This is a genomic window from Candidatus Omnitrophota bacterium, assembly GCA_026387175.1.
Lineage (GTDB): Bacteria > Omnitrophota > Gorgyraeia > 2-01-FULL-45-10 > 2-01-FULL-45-10 > CAIMPC01.
Window position 1 is genome coordinate 42,655 of sequence record JAPLME010000005.1, and the last position, 18,993, is coordinate 61,647.

At 48.4% G+C, this 18,993-nt stretch carries 1 protein-coding gene; it reads left to right on the forward strand.

The window, feature by feature from the left end:
- Nucleotides 1-12: 12 nt before the first annotated feature.
- Nucleotides 13-18,993 (forward strand): hypothetical protein (locus NTY76_01930; protein MCX5677846.1); only part of this gene is annotated, 18,981 nt, incomplete at its 3' end.

The following is an 18,993-nucleotide window of genomic DNA, read 5'->3' on the forward strand; positions in this document are numbered from 1 at the left end:
GAGGATAAGACGATGAAAACTATGACGGGTAAGACAATTCGGGTGATCGTAGCTCTAACGATGGTGTTACAGCCGTTAATGAGCGAGAGCGCCTATGCCCAGTTCGCCGGTGGAAGCGGCGCCGGCTGGGGAACAGCCGTGACATCATCCAGCACGACGTTAAGCTCCGTAACTGCCGACACTAACGTCAAGCTCATTCGCGCGAGCCAGACGGTCACCTATGTCCAGCGATTATCCGGTGGCAATTCTCTTATCACTTTGAGCGCCGCTTTTCCCAATAATAACCTTAAAGTAGGGCAAAAGATAGTTGTAAACGTTACTACCAATACCAGCTTTAACGGCACCTTCACTATTACCTGGGTCGCTAGCGATTATTGCTCTTTCAAATATTATCAACCTCTGGGCACTGTAGCTTCAACAGCCGACACGGGCACAGTCGGCGGTCACTACTCTTCGCTTATCGGCTGGGAAGCGGCCGGCGGCAACACAACCGCCGAGTGTTATAATGACTGGGCGAGCGGCCTATCCGAAAACCTGACCATTTCCGGCAATAGCGCAACATCTACGAGTTACATGAAGATTACTGTTCCTTTGAGTGAGCGAAATACCGGCTCGACCGGCACGGGCTTCAAGTTGGCGGGGACTCTTACGGTCGGGGATAGCTATGCGGCCATTGAAGACATTGAGGTAACCGGCGTCGCCACAGTGTCGTCCGGCATGACCCTTAACACCAATGGCAATATATTGTTCACCGGCGGCCTCACGATCGAAGGTACGGCAACGCTTAACGCCGGAAACTCGAATATGGTATTTAGCTCAGGAGACATCAGCCTCTTCGGAATGCTTAACGCCCAGGGTTCGATGATAACGTTTAACGGTTCCACAGTAGCGCTCAGTAACAGCGTATTTACTCCCGGCCAGGCGACGATAGCGTTTTCCGGAACATCGAGCTGGACGCCGGGCACCGTAACATACAAAACCGTAGAATTCGGTTCAGGCACGACGACCATTACCGGGACAGCCACGGTCGCCAATAAAGTGGTTCTTGCCACCGGCTCCTCCGGCGCCGTTAACGGCGGCGCGATTACCTTAACGGGCGATTTAGTCTGCACATCCGGCACCGGCGGCACGACCGCGATCACGTTGAACAGCACCGCGCAGCCGCAGTCCATTTCCGGCGGAGGCGCCGCCACATTGCCCCAAACCATCAACATTAATAAGTCCGGCCAAACCACCACGGTTTCTGGCGCCATAGGCCTGCAGAATGTCAATATACAGGCTGGCACCGTCGAGTTCGCCGGCGGTTATAACTACACTATCGGCGCCGGCAAGACGATCGCCTTGAGCGACACTCCAAGCGCTATCCTTAAATTTACCGGCACCAGCGCGTCGAGAAAGGTTACGCTGAGGAGCTCATCGCCGGGGACCGCCTGGAACCTGACCAATCCGGCCAGCGCGGTAGTCACGCCGGTTCTTACGGATGTGCAGGATTCTGTTGCCTCCAGAGCGTCGGTAGACGCTACCAACGCGGGCAATATTAATAGCAGCAGAAATACCAACTGGCTCTTTGACGCAGCCGGCATTGTTTACTGGACCAATGGCTCAGGCGACGGCAAATGGTCCACAGCCGCTAACTGGTCCACAGGAGCTGTGCCAATCTCGACTGATTCAGTTATTTTCAATAATACCTCAACCACAAACTGCGCAGTCGACCAGACAGTTACTATTGCCAATCTCACTCTTAGCGCAGGATACTCCCCCGGCACTGTAACCTTAAGCCCAACAGCAGGGCAGGATCTAACCGTTACTAATACTATTGCCTTAAATGCCAACGGTGGAAAACTTACAGATAATGGCAGGAATGTGAATTTTGTAAATTCCACAATTGCTAACGATACACCCATTAACAATCTCTTTAGCACCGGAAACTGGAAACAGACAGCCAGTGGAACCATTTCCGGCCCTTCCGGCAATAGCATGTTTAACAGTCTTGAAATAGCCGCAGGAGTTATTTCAAACTTTAGCGCCGGCGGATGCTTTATTAAAAAAAGTCTTACACTCAGGAGCAATTCTTCAATAGTTGGTGCGGATATATTACTTTACGGCTCCGGCTTAATAAATGATTGTATTGTGATGGAGACAGGTTCAACAATTCCTTCTTCTTCAACGATTGAGATATATGCTGCAGGCGCCGATCTAACTCAAGGGGCTTTATCTATAGGTGGAAATCTAAGGTTAGATTACATTAATAATCATTCTGTCGCCATGACCGGAGATTGGAATATCGGTGGAAATTTGGAAATCTTTGGGTATTCTCCTTCAGGCTCAACTGCCACATTAGACACCAATAGCCATAACCTTACGGTAGGCGGTTATCTACAAGTAGGAAACAGTAATCCTTCATATGCCAATGGCATGCTTGGCAAAATCCTGTTTAAGGGCGGCACTCACACCATCAGCGGAAATATTTATGTTGGCGGTGGAAGCACGTCTTCAACTTGTAATACCCATGGTTACATTGACTTTGGCTCAAGCACAGTAAATGTGGTAGGAAATATTGACTTTAGGTGTGCCTCAGTTACTCCCGGAACCTCAACCGTAAACCTTACCGGCACAGGCACAACTAATATTTATTCAATAGTCGATTATACCTATAAAGACGCTACCTTAGATAACCCGGTATTAAATACCGCACCGCTCTATAAATTAACCTCAAGCGTAGCTGGCAAGACCATTAGCTTCGAGGCAGGGAAGACCGTAACAATAGCCAACAACCTGAGCCTTGCCGGAACCGGGACGGGCGCTAATCTCCTGACCTTAAACTCCACCACAGCAGGCACTGCAGCTAACCTAAATGTTTCAGGCACAGCTACCGGCATGAACTACTTGAGCGTTAAAGACTCCAATGCTTCGAGCGGAAAAGGCATCATAGCCATTAACTCTACCAATGTCAGTAATAACACTAACTGGATATTCGGCATGACCGGTTTTAATTATTGGACAAATACTTCGGGCGACGGCTTATGGTCTACAGCCGCCAACTGGTCCACAGGAGTTGTGCCGATTTCAGTTGACAATGTTGTATTTAACACCGTCTCAAGTTCAAACTGCAGTTTCGATACAGGGGTGACTAATACGACAGTCGGCAGCCTCACTTTAGGCGCCGGCTATATAGGCACCCTGACCTTAGCTAAAAGTATTACAATTGGCGGATTGCTTGTTGTAACTCAAGGGACATTTGATGCCGCTACCTACAATGTAACTGCGGCGGGCCTTCTTTCCACAGGAGCCTTAGCCCGCACACTGAATTTAGGCACAGGAAGCACCTGGACCATCTCAGGTAACTGGGGCTCTTCTGGCGGCAATATTACGGTTAACCCCGGCACCTCCACCGTTACTCTTACAGGAGACGGCACGGTTAAGGCCTGCCCCAGCGTCACCACTTTCTATAACCTCTCAGCGGCTGCGTCAGGCAAAACTACTACTATCGCCAGGGATCCTTCTAAGAATATATGGGTAGCAGGGGGACAAAGCACCAATACCCTTGCTTATTCTTCCGACGGCATTACTTGGACAGGCTTGGGCAAAAGCATATTTTCATATTGGGGTAACGCCGTTGCATGGAATGGTACTTGTTGGGTAGCAGGGGGCTATAGCGGTGGGACCGGCACGACTCTTGCCTATTCTTCCGATGGTATTAATTGGACTGGTTTAGGCGCAAGTCTGCTTAATAACTGGTGCAATTCTATTACCTGGAACGGCACCCGCTTCGTAGCGACAGGCAACGGCGCCAACACTCTTGCCTACTCCTCTGATGGTATTAACTGGAACGCAGTATCTAACTCATTAACTAACATATTTTCGACTCAAGGCATGTGCTCTGCCTGGAACGGCACACGCTTTGTAGCCGGAGGCGCCGGTACTAATACTTTGGCATACTCTTCCGACGGCATTACCTGGACAGGCTTAGGCACAAGCATATTCTCAAGCTATGGCTGTCGCGGTGTTGCCTGGAACGGCACCCGTTTCGTAGCAGTAGGAGATGGGCCTGATACAATTGCCTACTCTTCTAACGGGATTACCTGGACTCCGGCGTCTAACTCAATAAGCATATTCTCAACCCGTGGCCGCGGTATTGCCTGGAACGGTACTCGTTTCGTAGCAGTAGGAGAAGGCACCAACTCCATTGCCTACTCTTCCGACGGCATTACCTGGACAGGCTTAGGTATAAGCATAATTAATAGCTATGGCCAGTCTGTTGCCTGGAACGGTACTCGTTGGGTGGCAGGAGGCAATGGCTCAGGCAACCCCGGCATTGCCTACTCTTCTGACGGTATTACTTGGACTGCAGTAGCTGGCTCACAATCCATCGTGGAAATATTCTGTGGCATTGCTTTCAGTTCCGCCCCCAAACTCGTTCCGCCCATCCTGAGCGATGACATAAAGGTCTCAAATGCCCTCACATTAGGCGGCGGCACACTCACCCGTAATGGCACTGACGTGGTGGCCTTAACCTTAACGAGCGCCACTCCTACTGTAACATTAGGAGGCTCCACAATAAGTAATAACGCTATTATAAGGTATGCTCCTGTAGCCAGTACAGGCACTACTACTGTCACTATCCCAGGAGGAGCCTACTCAGGTGCCAGGGTAGAGGCCTATACCAAGCTTAATGGAAGCGTCACCCAGCCTCAAGGAGCTGTTACATATCAGTTGGGGGGGAGTATCACCTCATTAGCTAATCTAAACATCTACGCTGATGTAGGGCTACCTGCCACTACATTCAGCTTAGTAAACGGCGCTAATAACTATAACCTCACTTCTTCCAGCCTTACATTAGGTAAGGATGAAGTAACTAACGGCTCTGTCACATTTAACTCAGGTTCAGGCACAGTAGCTCTTGCCTCACTCACAAACCTCGTGCCTTCCACTAATAATAGCGGTTTACACACTCTTAACCTTAATACATCTACCTGGAACGTGGCAGGGGACTGGGATACATCAGGTAATAACATCATACTTAACCCAAATACCTCAACCGTTAACCTCACAGATAACGGCACACTTAAGACTAACCCTTCTACCACAAGCTTCTATAACCTGTCCTGCGCGGCATCAGGGAAGACCACTACAGTCGCCAGAGATCCTTCTAAGAATATGTGGGTGGCAGTGGGCAACGGCACTAACTCCATCGCCTACTCTTCAGACGGTATTGCCTGGGTAGGTTTAGGCTCAAGCATATTCTCAACTTATGGCTATGGCGTTTGCTGGAATGGCTCTAAGTTCGTGGCTGTAGGACAAGGCGCCAATTCCCTTGCTTACTCCTCCGACGGGATTACCTGGACAGGTTTGGGTTCAAGCATATTCTCAGCCTATGGCCGTGGCGTCTGTTGGAATGGCTCTAAGTTCGTGGCTGTAGGCGGCGGTACTAACTCCTTTGCCTATTCCTCTGATGGTATTATCTGGACAGGTTTGGGTAATAGCATATTCGGGAGTTCTGGTTTTGGCGTTGCCTGGAGCGGTATCCGCTTCGTAGCAGTAGGTTACGCTAACAACACCCTTGCCTACTCTTCTGATGGTATTACCTGGACAGGCTTAGGTACAGGCATATTCTCAACCCAGAGCTATGGCGTCTGTTGGAACGGCTCTAAGTTCGTGGCAGGAGGCTATGGCACCAACTCCCTTGCCTACTCTTCTGATGGTATTACCTGGACAGGCCAAGGCGATATCGCACTCAGCTACAAGGACCACGGTTTCGCCTGGAACGGCTCTAAATTCGTAGTAGTAGGCATAGGCAACACCCAAATTGGCTATTCAAATGATAACGGAGCTAGCTGGATAGGCTCAGGCGGAGGCATATTCTCATCCTCCGGCGCCGCCGCCGCCTGGAACGGCACCCGCTTCATAACCGTAGGCAACGGCACTAACTCTATTGCATACTCAACTGATGGCGTTACCTGGACAGGCCTGGGCACAAGTATATTCTCAGGCGGTGGCCTTGGCGTCTGCTCCATTCCCGCACCCAAACTCACTCCGCCTGTCTTAAGCGATGACATCCCGGTCTTAAATACCCTCACCTTAGGCGGCGGTACACTCACTCGTAACGGCACCGACCAGGTGGCCCTGACATTACGCAAAGACAATACTGGCACGCCTCTAATATTAGGCGGTTCCACGATCAGTAATAACGCTATTATCCGCTTTGCTCCCGTAGCTGACCCATCAGCCGCTAAGCATGTCACTATACCCGGAGGTGACTACGGCACCGCTCAGATAGAAGCCTATGTCCAGACCAATAGCGGTGTCGCCCAGCCTCAAGGGCTTATCGATTATCAGTTAGGGGGGAGCATTACAGGGGCCAGCAGCTTAAATGTCTACGCTGACTCAAACCTATCCACTACCTTTGGCTTAAATATCTATGACCTCTATAGCGTTACTCCGGGATACGTATATATAGGTAAAGACTGCGCCAGAGGCCCGGTTACCTTTAATTCAGGCACAGGCGCATTGACCCTGGCCGCTACACCCCTCTCAAGCATAGTAGCGGATAACGCGGGAAGCCACACGCTCAATATGAACTCTTCCACCTGGAATATCTCCGGCGACTGGCGTCCTGAAGGGCTAACCAGTGATACCTCCAGCTCACTCAGTGTAGTCCCCGGCACATCCACTCTTAATATCACCGGCACAGGCACTACAAATATCTACGGTTCAAAGACCGCCACTCCTTCGACGCCGCTTTATAACCTTTACACACCTACCGGCGGCTTAGCGAATAAGACCATTAAGGTCAACGCCGGAAGCACGCTCCAAATAGCAGGCACTTTGAAATTACAGGGGCAGAGTTCAGGCAGCCTTCTTTATTTCCAGAGCACTACTGCAGGTACACCAGCTAACCTTAACGTCACGGGCTCATCCGTTAACATGCAATATCTTAATGTTACAGACTCCAATGCTTCAGGTGGTAAGCCTATCCTTGCCTATTCTTCCACTATTGACACTTATAGCTTAAACCATAACTGGGTCAGCGGCACTCTTGGCAATGTTTACTGGACCAACGCGTCGGGCGATGGTAAATGGTCCACAGCCGCCAACTGGTCCACAGGCGCTGTGCCGGTTTCGACAGACTCAGTCGTGTTTAACGCCGCCTCAGTCGCAAACTGCTCAGTTGATGCCGGAGTGACTTCCAGCATAGCCCTAGCTAACCTCACCCTTGACAACGGCTACGCAGGCACGGTTACCTTAAGCTCCACCTCAGGGGTAGATTTAACAGTCACCAATTCCATTGCTATAAACACTAATGGCGGAAAACTTAACGACAATGGCAGGACAGTAAACTTTAAAAATGCTTCTATTGCCAATGAAGCTAACCGCCTGACTTCAAGCGGCAATTGGAAGATGACAGCCAGCGGAAATTTTGCAAGTGCTTACAATGTTCAATTCTACAGCCTTGAACTGGCAAGCGGAGTTACTGCGACTTTAACAGATACAGTATGCTTGAGACGCCTTATTCTTGGGAATAATTCTACACTTACAGGCAACTATACTTTAAGCATTGCTGGCGCTACAAGCAATAATTTCATTACTCAAGGTACGGGGGCAACCATTAATTCAACAATTGGAATATGGCTGTATGCGGATGTAAGCCAGGGTGCCCTGATCACAACTGGGCAGGTAATGATAGCAAATACCGTTAATCATACTTTAACGATGACGGATAACTGGAATATTGGGGGAAATCTACAGATTAGTGGTCAGAACTACGCTGGCGCAGCCGCCACCCTTGATACCAACGGCCACAACCTCACCGTAGGTAGTTACTTACAATTGGGATATAACGGTTCTTCCGGTAATCAGTATCTAGGTAAGATTCTTTTTAGAACCGGCACACATAGTATTAACGGCAATATATATGTTGGAGGTTCAAACACCCACGGCTACATCAGCATGGGCTCATCGCCGTCCGGCGCGGGCGGCGCATATTATGGCGATTTCACCGCTACTAATGCCTTTGCCTGGGTTTCGGGTGCCGACCTTTCTCTATATGTAGGCACAGACGGAGGCAATACCCCGTATTATATAGAATTCACTGACAATGCGGGCAAGAAGGCAAAAGGATATCTTGGGTCAGGAGGGACAGGGGAGGCGCTGGGGAGTGAAATATTAACAAATGGTACGGCATTAGTAGATTCAAATTCAGATGGACTTGCTGATAGTGTAGCTACGCTGTCCAATGGAGGCGGAAGCGGCACCTTTTCAATTGTTACGGGGAATGGCTTTCCAGGAAACGCCCAGAGAGAAAGTCAAACTTCTACAAGCGGAGGTTATGGTTTTCAAATACAGCCTACATCAGTCCCGGGTAGGTTACTAAAAACTTCTTTCAAATATAGAGCGAGTAATAGCATTAACTGGGAATTTGCTGATGGTGGTTATTATCCGTCGAACCCTCCGGCAAATACCGGAAATGCAGTTGATTGGTTTTTGTACAGAACAGAAAAATCTTGGAGGTTTGGTTTTTATAATTACGGCACTAGCGGTAGTTGGTTTGAAATTGGTAATATGTCCGTTAAGCAAGCCGTCGAGCCTGCAGGCCCCTCCTCTGGCGGCCTGCATATCGTCTCCGCGAATGGCGGCGCCACGCGCGCCTGGACTAACATAGACTCAGGGTTCAATTATAACAATATCTCATCTTACAAGATTTACTCTTCAGCCGATAATTCTTTAGCTCCCAATGCCTCAGCCACTGTCAATCTGGCAGGAGACCTTGATCTGCGTTACTGTTCTTTTGCTCCCGCAGGAACCATCAATTTTACCGGCGCAGGCACAAGTAAACTTTATGGCATACTCGATTACGCCTACAAAGACACAAGCATGGATACCATCGTTTTAAACAAAATACCGCTCTATAACCTCACCTCCACCGCCGTCGGTAAAACCATACAGGTAGAGGCAGGCAAGACCTTGCAGGTTGCAGGCAATATGACACTTCAGGGCGTCTCAGGCAACTTCATTAATTTCCAGAGCACGACTGCGGGAACCGCAGGTAATCTTACCATGCTGGGCAACGCTACCAGTATGCAATACCTGAATGTCAAAGACTCTAATGCCTCAAGCGGGAAAAGTGTCATAACTCTTGGCTCTACCAATGCCGGTAATAATACCAATTGGATATTTGGTGTTGCCGGCAATAACTACTGGCTCAATGCCTCAGGTGATGGTAAGTGGTCCACAGCTGGTAACTGGTCCACCGGCGCTGTTCCGATTTCAACCGACTCGGTTATCTTTAATACCGCCTCAGTCTCAAACTGCTCAGTTGACCAGGCGGCTACAGTTGCCAACTTCACCCTCGACACAGGATACACAGGCACAGTTACTTTAAGCGCAACTTCAGGGCAGAATCTAACTGTTTCAGGAACCATCACCCTTAACTCCGGCAAACTTATTGACAATGGAAGGACTGTTAATTTCGTAAACTTCAACATTGCCAATATAGCAGGGCTCCTTACCTCAACCGGCACCTGGGTTGAGACAAATAGCGGAACGTGTTCAAATCCTGCTTCCTACAGTAATTATATGTCAGTTCTTCAGATTGCAGACAACAAGACTTGCACGTTTACAAGTGATTGCCGTGTTAGTAATCAATTCATCCTTGGTTCTTCTTCCGCAATTATTGTAAATGGAGGCTTTTACATTAACCCATCAATGAATAATCCTATTGTGCAAGGAACAGGAGCAGCGATAACAGTGAATAATTTGCTTTTTGAGAATAGCGCTTTCACTCAGGGAGCTATGAATATAACAGGCGATATTAGCGTGAGGACCTCTATATCCCCCGTTATTATGACTGGCAATTGGAGCACAACAGGAAACCTGAATCTTAGCCCAACTACATTCGGAGACACTAACGGCACAACGGTTCTTGATACCAACGGTTATAACCTTACGGTAGGTGGGAATATAAAGCTGGGCTCTTCTAATGTATCCTATCCTGGAAAACTTTCAGGCAAAATCCTATTTAGAACCGGCACACACACTATATCCGGGAAAATCTACACTGATAATGCAAGCGGCACATCATACACCCACGGCTATATCAGCATGGGCTCATCGCCATCCGGCGCGGGCGGCGCATATTATGGCGATTTCACCGCTACTAATGCCTTTGCCTGGGTTTCGGGTGCCGACCTTTCAGCATACGCAGGTACTGATTCAGGCAGCACGTCATACTACGTTATATTCACCGATAGCGCAGGCAAAACTGCTAAGGGTTATATCGCAGGAAGCGGAAGCGGAGAGACATACGGAAGTGAACTCATTTCTAATACAACATTTGAGTCTGGGATTACAGGGTGGAGTGGTCAAGGGGCAAATATATCCTGGAATACCACTACTCCGATAACGGGAAGCGGTTCGCTTCAAACATCGAATACCGCTTATGGCGGTGGTGCGTGTCTTCCAGTTAACACAACTGTTGGTTCATTTTATCGCGCAACCGGCAGCGTCAGAAAGGATTCCGGAAGTACTCGTAATTTGCGCTTTGGTTTCGGGGGGCCAAGCCACAACTATTCACCGCAGCCTATTATAGTTCCTTCTGCGCCAGCCGGATATTCAGGAACTTTTACCACTTACGGAACCGTAATTACGAACTACAACACCTTGATTATAGTGAATGATGAATCTATTGATACAGTTTGCGATTGGGACGATTTATCTTGTAAGCAGCTTACCGAACCTCAGCCTTCCTTCTCCGGCGGCCTGCATATTGTCTCAGCCAATAATGGCACAACCCGCAGCTGGGCATCCGTAGATTCCGGATTTGATTACAATAATATCTCATCCTATAAAATTTATAACTCAACCACTAATACCTTAGCTCCTGATGCCTCAGCCACAATTAACCTGGCAGGAGACCTTGATCTGCGTTACTGTTCTTTTGCCCCTGCCGGCATTATCAATATCACCGGCACAGGCACAAGCAAGCTCTATGGCATACTTGATTATACCTATAAAGATACGAGTATTGACACTCCCGTTGTAAACAAGATACCTTTATATAACTTCACCTCAACCGTTGCGGGGAAGACCTTACAGGTTGAAGCGGGCAAGACCCTGCAAATCGCGGGCAATATGACGCTTCAGGGTGCATCAGGAAATCTTCTGAATTTTCAGAGCACCACTGCGGGAACTGCAGGTAACCTTACCGTACTAGGCGGCGCCACAAATATGCAATACTTAAGTGTCAAGGACTCCAATGCCTCGAGCGGGAAAGCGGTTGTAGCTTATAACTCTACCAATGTTAGCAATAATACCAACTGGATATTTGGCGTCACAGGTAATAACTATTGGCTCAATACCTCTGGCGATGGGAAATGGTCGACCGCCGCTAATTGGTCCACAGGCAGTGTGCCGGCTTCAATCGACAGTGTCTATTTTAACGCCGCCTCAACCTCAAACTGCAGTGTTGATTCGGGAGTGACCCAGACAATAACCATTGCCAATCTCACCCTTGACACCGGTTACACAGGCACAGTTACCTTGAGCGCAACTTCCGGAGTGGATTTAATAGTTAATAATTCCGTTACTATCAATACCAACGGCGGGAAACTGGTTGATAATGGCAGGGCAGTGAATTTTAAGAATGTTTCAATTCCAAATGAAGCAAACCGCCTTGTTTCCACCGGTAACTGGAAGATGACAGCCAGTGGGAGTCTTGCCAATCTTTACGGAGGGAATCCATTTAACAGCCTTGAGCTGGCAGCCGGAGTTAACGCAAGTCTTTCAAGCGGCGGCATGCATCTTACAAGATACCTTAATATGGGGAGTAATTCTACTTTTAGCAATGGTTCAATATGTATATTCTGCCCTACCGTAGATAATTTCCTCATTTATAGCGCAGGCGCGACGATTCCGGTTCTATGGATTTTCTTAGCTTCTAGTAGAAGCCAAGGATCTCTGCCGTCGGGTGGATGTGTAATTGTTTGCGGGCCGGATGGCGGCGGTAATTATACTTTAACTATGACCAGTGATTGGAGTATAGGCGGTTACCTTAAGATATATGGCGGCGGCGGACCTGGCTCAACTGTTACCTTAGATACTAATAGCCATAATCTTACTGTACCTGGTAATTTATGGTTGGGACAGAGTAATTCTAGTTACCCCAACTATTATCTGGGTAAAATCCTGTTCAGAAACGGTACCCATACTATAAATGGCAAGATTTATTGTGATGGCCAATACACCCACGGCTACATAAACATGGGCTCATCGCCATACGGCGCGGGCGGGACATACCTGGGCGATTTTACCACCGGCACCGCCTTTGCCTGGCTCTTTGGAGCGGACCTATCTACATACGCCGGCACTGACAGCGACAGCACGCCGTATTACATCATTTTAACCGACAGCGCAGGCAAGACCGCGAAGGGATATATCGCAGCAGGCGGGACAGGAGAGGCGCTCGGAACTGAATTAATCACAGCCAGCGATGATAGGACATTTGCGTCTGATACCGGATATTGGTCTCATAGCCCCGGGGTGGTATCGATAGCGGATGGAGTTTGTCACTTTTCCAATTCTATGAATAATGGTATAAGCCACGCTCAGTTTGCGGTAATGACTAAGAACAAACTTTATAAGTCGCTATTAACAATCTCTAATTATAGTCAAGGAGGAGCATATGCCGCTAGTTGGGCTGATGGCGCTGGCGTTTCACACACATTCCGGTCTAATGGAAATAAGAGTGGTTATTACGTAGGGGGATCTTATTTTGGTTTTATAGCTGCCGTTTCCGGGGCAACCACATTAGACATTGATGATATTTCATTGAAACAAGTCACCGAGCCTGCCGCTTCTTCTTCCGGCGGACTGCATATAGTATCCGCCAGTAACGGCGCCACCCGTAACTGGGCGAATATAGACTCGGGGTTTGATCCCAATAACATCTTATACTACAAAATCTACAACTCCGCCACCAATGCCTTGGCTCCCGACGCCTCAGCCACTGTCAATCTTGGCGGAGACCTGGACCTGCGTTACTGCTCACTCGCCCCTGCGGGGACTATAAATTTCACCGGCGCGGGCGCAAACGTTCTCTATGGTATCCTTGACTATGCTTATAATGACGCATCTGATCTTACGACCACCCTACCGTTCTATAACCTCACCTCAACCGTCGCAGGCAAGACCATACAGGTAGAAGCAGGCAAGACCTTAAAGGTCGCGGGCAATATGACGCTTCAGGGCGCCTCAGGCAACCTGCTTAATTTCCAGAGCACGACTGCGGGAACCGCAGGTAACCTTACCGTGTTAGGCGGCGCCACAAATATGCAATACTTAAGTGTCAAGGACTCCAATGCCTCAAGCGGGAAAGGTGTCGCAACGCTTAGTTCTACCAATGTCAGCAATAACACCAACTGGATATTCGGCGTCGCCGGAAACAGCTATTGGACCAATGCATCAGGCGATGGTAAATGGTCCACGGCCGCTAACTGGTCCACAGGCAGTGTACCTACTTCAACTAGCAATGTCTATTTTAACACCGCCTCAACCTCAAACTGCAGTGTTGACTCAGGAGTGACCCAGACAATAACCATTGCCAATCTCACCCTTGACACCGGTTACACAGGCACAGTTACCTTGAGCGCAACCTCAGGAGTAGATTTAACTGTTACCAACTCCGTCACCATCAACACTAACGGCGGAAAACTGGTTGATAACGGTAGGACGGTAAGCTTTACGAATGTCTCTATTGTTTATGAAGATTACCGCTTGACTTCTACCGGCAACTGGAAGATGACGGCCAGCGGAAATGTAACCAATGCTCACTGGAGAAATATATTTAAAAGCCTTGAATTAGCAAGCGGAGTTACTGCGACTATGACATCAGGTATGCAGCTTGCGAGGCGTCTTATCCTTGGGAATAATTCTACGCTTAGCAGTAGCAGCGGCGGCTCAGTATGTTTATATCCCGACGTAGATAATTTCATTACTCAGGGTACAGGAGCAACCATCACTTCGTTTCTATGGATTCAAATACAATCTAATAAATCACAGGGGACTCTGACTACAGCTGGGGATGTAAGTTTTTCTGAAACTGATAACTATACTTTAACTATGACCGGTAACTGGAATCTCGGTGGTTGTCTTTATATACAGGGTAGGGCGTTATCTGGCTCAACTGCTACCTTAGATACCAATGGCTATAACCTTACTGTAAGCACTTATTTGAGGGTAGGAAATTCCGACGTTTCATCTCCCAATAGTTATCTCGGCAAAATTCTGTTTAAAAACGGCACCCACACGATTGGCGGGAAGATTTACAGCGGCGGCCAATACACCCATGGCTGGATCAGCATGGGCGCAACCTCGTCAGGCGCAACTACACACAACTCATACCCCTACCTGGGCGACTTCAGCGCTACCGGAGCTTTTGCTTATCTTCCGGGAGTAGACCTTTCTCCCTATGTCGGTACCGACTCGGGCAGCACTCCTTACTATATAATCTTTACTGACAATGCGGGAAAAACGGCTAAGGGCTATCTGGCAGCAGGCGGCACAGGAGAGGCGTTGGGAAGTGATGCTGTAGTAAATGGAAATATGGAGTTGGATAGTAACTGGATCAATCAGTCAACTCCCACAACAAATGAAAGGAGCTCTACTTACAATCATACTTCCGGCGGCACATACAGCCGTCATGTCGTAGGAACCAGTAATAGCCAGGGTATCCAGGAAGTAATAGCTTCTGCCCTTACTATTGGAAAATTATATAATTACAATCTCTGGGTTTATCCGGTAACAGGTAATTATTTCGGGGGTTATTTATCAGGTAATAACGGTTGCTCTCTCATTATGCCCTCCGCGGCATTAAATAGCTGGAATAATTTCTCTGTTTACGGAACCTGCACCAATACCACTTTGGCCCCGCTTATCTATACCGGAATTGCCGGCCCCTCTGAGTTTTATGTGGATGATGTTTCGGTCAAGCAGGTTACCGAGCCTAAACTTGCTTATGACGGCGGCGTACATATTGTCTCTTCTGCCAATGGCGCCACCCGCGCCTGGACATCCGTAGATTCCGGATTTAATTATAGTCGTATCTCATCCTATAAAATCTACAACTCCGGCACCAATGCCTTAGCTCCCAATTATTCAGCCACTGTCAATCTGGGAGGCGACTTAGATTTGCGTTACTGCTCAATAAGTCCTGCAGTTGGTACGATTAACTTCACCGGCACGGGCACAACCACAAGCTCTCTCTATGCCGTCTCTAGCTATGCTTATATGGACATGGTCTTAGATAATCCTAATGTCTATTATACTATCCCGCTATATAATCTCACCGCGAATTATGCGACTGCCGGGTATGGCAAGACCCTGAAGGTAGAGGCGGGCAAGACCTTAAGCATCGCAGGTAACATGACGCTTCAGGGCGCCTCAGGTAGCCTGATGAATTTTCAGAGCACCACTGCAGGCACTGCCGGCAGTTTAAATGTGCTGGGAACCGCAACCAATATGCAATACCTGAACGTCAAAGACTCCGATGCATCGAGCGGCAAGAAAGTCGTTACCACCGGTTCATCCGACTCAGGCAACAACCTAAACTGGGTCTTCGGTACAGCAGGCACGGTTTATTGGACCAATGCTTCAGGCGACGGCCTCTGGTCTACAGCCGCTAACTGGTCCACCGGCGCGGTGCCTCAGGCGACCGACTCAGTTGTCTTTAATACCGCCTCAACCTCAAATTGCTCAGTAGACGCCGGAGTAACTTCCAGTATAACCCTGGCCAATCTCACCCTTGATACCGGCTACACAGGCACACTTACCTTAAGCGCAACCTCAGGGGTGGATTTAACCGTTACCAATTCAGTTATCATTAACACTAACGGCGGAATGTTCAATGATAATGGAAGGACCGTAAATTTCAAAAATGTTTCCATCGCCTACGATGCCAGCCATCTTACCTCAACCGGAAACTGGAAAATGACAGCCGATGGTAATATTTCAAATTCTTATAATGCCGCTGGTGTTTACACTTCGTTTAAAAACCTTGAGCTGGCATCCGGAGTTAAGGCAAATTTAACATACTTTGTTAATACAAAAGGCCTTATTATGAGAAATAATTCTCAAGCCAATTCTACCGGCGGCTATACTTTATACTTTCCTTCGGTTACAAATAATGACTTCATTAGCCAGGAAACAGGAGCAACCATTTCGGTGCCGATTTCAATAGGCCCAATTTCTACTAGTTTGAGTCAAAAGGCCTTAACCACAAATGGGAATGTAAGCGTTATTTATTTTGCCGGCACCCTAACCATGACCGATAACTGGAGTATTTTGGGGAACTTGACATTTTATGGTTCATCCAACGCTAGCCCTGCCATCTTAGACACTAATGGCCATAACCTTAGTGTGGGCAGTTATTTGAAATTAGGATGGAACAGGAATTCTTCATATGCTAATGACTACCTTGGTAAAGTCCTGTTTGGGACCGGCACCCACACTATCGGCGGTAACATTTATGTTGATGGTGGAAGCTCGCCCTCAACTTGCTATACTCACGGCTACCTTGACTTTGGCTCTGCTACGGTAAATGTAGGCGGGGACCTCGATTTCAGATGTGCCTCAGTTACTCCCGGGACTTCAAACGTAATTCTTACCGGTGCTACTGCTGCCAATATTTATAGCATTGTAGATTATACATATAAAGACGCTACATTAGATAACCCGGTATTAAATACCGCACCGCTCTATAAATTAACCTCAAGCGTAGCTGGTAAGACCGTTAGCTTCGAGGCAGGGAAGACCGTAACAATAGCCAATAACCTGAGCCTTGCGGGAACCGGCACGGGTAGTAATCTCCTGACTTTAAACTCCACCACAGCAGGCACTGCCGCTAACCTAAATGTCGCAAGCGGCGCTACAGTTACCGGCATGAACTACTTAAGTGTCAAAGACTCCGATGCCTCCAGCGGAAAGGGTGTTGTGGCGAATAACTCCACAAATGTAAGCAATAACACCAATTGGTTCTTTGGCGCAGCCGGTAGTAATTATTGGATCAATATTTCCGGTGATGGAAAATGGTCCACAGCCGCTAACTGGTCCACGGGCAGCGTGCCGACTACAGCCGATAATGTTATATTAAACTCTATATCAACCACAAACTGCAGTTTCGATACAGGGGTGACTAATACCACAGTAGCAAGCCTCACTCTGGATACAGGCTACACTGGTACTCTGACATTAGCTAAGGGTATTACAGTCACCGGAGCACTTACAGTAACCCAAGGAACATTTGATGTCGCTACATTTAATGTAAGTGCAGCGAGCTTCACCTCCACAGGAATATTGGCCCGCACATTGAACTTAGGTACAGGAACATGGACTATCTCAGGTAACTGGGACTCTTCGGGAGGCAACATTACGGTTAACCCCGGCACCTCCACCGTTACTCTTACAGGAGACGGCACAGTTAAGGCTTGTCCAAGTGTTACTACTTTTTATAATCTCTCAGCCGCCGCCTCAGGTAAGACTACTACCATTGCTCGCGATCCTTCTAAGAATACGTGGGTAGGCATAGGTTATGGCACCAATGCCCTCGCCTACTCTTCCGATGGCATTAACTGGACCGGATTAGGTACAAGCATATTTTCAAATGGTGGTATGGCTGCCGCTTGGAACGGCACCCGTTTTGTGGCTGTAGGGCAAGGCCAAGCTACAACCTCCATCGCATATTCTTTTGATGGCATCACCTGGAATGCAGTACCTAACTCGAGACAAATATTGGACTATGGCTGTGATGTCGCCTGGAACGGTACTCGTTGGGTAGCGGCAGGCGCAACAGGTAGCAGCATTAATGGATCTATTGCGTATTCTCCAGACGGCATTACCTGGACTGGTTTAGGGACAAACGTATTTCCAGATCGAGCTTGGGCAGTTTGCTGGAACGGCACCCGTTTTGTAGCAGGAGGAAATGGTGCCAATACTCTTGCCTACTCTCCCGATGGCCTTACCTGGACAGGTTTGGGGTCAAGCATATTTTCAACTCTTTGCCGTAAAATTGCCTGGAACGGTTCCAGGTTTGTCGCTGTGGGGCAAGGTACCAACACCCTTGCCTACTCCTCCGATGGGACGACCTGGGTGGGCTTAGGCTCAAGCACATTCTCAGCATCGTGTTCTGGTATCGTCTGGAACGGCACTCGCTTTGTAGCCGTAGGCTTAGGTACCAACTCCATTGCCTACTCCTCCGATGGCATTACCTGGACAGGCTTAGGCGCAAACATATTTATAAGCGGAGGTTATGGAGTTGCTTGGAACGGCACCCGTTTCATAGCAGGAGGCTACGGTACTAATTCTATCGGGTACTCCTCCGATGGCATTACCTGGACAGGAATTACCGCTAAAACCATATTCTCAACAGATGGTTATGCCGGCGCCTCTTGCTCAGCCCCCAAGCTTGTCCCACCCATCCTGAGCGATGACATAATGATCTCACATGCCCTCACCTTAGGCGGCGGCACACTCACTCGTAACTCTACCGACGTGGTAGCCTTAACCTTAACTAGCGCCACTCCTGCAGTAACATTGGGAGGCTCCACAATAAGTAATAACGCTATTATAAGATATGCTCCCGTAGCTAGCACAGGTACTACCACCATTACCATCCCCGGAGGCTCTTATTCAGGTGCTAAGATAGAAGCATACTCTAAGTTTAATAGCGGATTAGCCTCACCTCAATCTCAAGGAGCCCTCACATATCAGTTAGGGGGGAGCATCACCTCATTAGCCAATCTAAACATCTATGCTGATGTAGGCCTACCTGCCACCACATTCAGCTTAGTAAATGGCGGTAATAATTATAACCTCACCTCTTCATCTCTTACACTCGGTAAGGATGAGGTAACTAACGGCACTGTCACATTTAACTCAGGTTCCGGCACAGTAGCTCTACCGTCTCTTACAAACCTCGTTCCTTCCACTAATAATAGCGGTTTACAC